This window comes from Frankia sp. CeTa3Moorea (assembly GCF_978021225.1).
The window spans coordinates 4,710-5,781 of the sequence record NZ_CDXDOR010000019.1 but is presented as its reverse complement, the minus strand read 5'-3'; the positions used below and the strand labels follow the sequence as shown (position 1 = coordinate 5,781).

At 66.4% G+C, this 1,072-nt stretch carries 1 protein-coding gene; it reads left to right on the top strand.

Annotated features, from left to right (window positions below; translation table 11 throughout):
- The coding region (locus tag AC08OV_RS05900; RefSeq protein WP_476619421.1) for an AAA family ATPase at positions 1 to 975 on the top strand (975 nt) is incomplete at its 5' end.
- Positions 976 to 1,072 lie beyond the last annotated feature (97 nt).

The following is a 1,072-nucleotide window of genomic DNA, read 5'->3' as shown; positions in this document are numbered from 1 at the left end:
CTACACAAGCGCGTCATCGGCCAGCAGCAGGCCATCAAGGCCGTCTCCCAGGCGATCCGGCGCACCCGTGCCGGGCTGAAGGACCCCAAGCGCCCCGGCGGTTCGTTCATCTTCGCCGGCCCGTCCGGTGTCGGTAAGACGGAGCTGTCCAAGACGCTCGCCGAGTTCCTCTTCGGTGACGAGGACGCGCTCATCCAGCTCGACATGTCCGAGTACATGGAGAAGCACACCGTCTCGCGGCTGGTGGGTTCCCCGCCCGGCTACGTCGGCTACGAGGAGGGCGGCCAACTCACCGAGCGGGTGCGGCGCAAGCCGTTCTCGGTGGTCCTGTTCGACGAGGTCGAGAAGGCGCACCCCGACGTCTTCAACACCCTCCTGCAGATCCTGGAGGACGGTCGGCTGACCGACTCCCAGGGCCGGCTGGTCGACTTCAAGAACACCGTTCTGATCATGACGTCGAACCTGGGCACCCGGGACATCTCCAAGGGCCCCGGCATCGGGTTCGCCACCGGTCAGGGCGCCGTCGACTACGAGCGGATGAAGGCGAAGGTTCAGGACGAGCTCAAGCAGCACTTCCGGCCCGAGTTCCTCAACCGGATCGACGACATCATCGTCTTCCACCAGCTGTCCGAGGCCGAGATCATCCAGATCGTCGATCTGATGCTGGCCCGGGTGGACGCCCAGCTCAAGAACAAGGACATGGCTCTCGAGCTGACGTCGGCCGCCAAGGCCCTGCTGGCGAAGAAGGGGTACGACCCGGTGCTGGGCGCCCGGCCACTGCGCCGGACGATCCAACGGGAGATCGAGGACGTGCTGTCCGAGAAGATCCTGTACGGCACGCTCAAGCCGGGCGAGATCGTCGTCGGGGACGTCGAAGGCGATGGTGACGAGGCGAAGTTCGTCTTCCGTGGCGAGGTGAAGCCGAACCAGGTGCCCGATGCCCCGCCGGTCGATCTGGCCAAGTCCAGCGAGTAGGCACTCGGGAAGTTCCGGCCGCCTCCCGGGAGGCGGCCGGTCCGGTGACCTCGCAATGGCCGGACGCGATAGCCGGGCGTGATGGCCAGACGGCGAT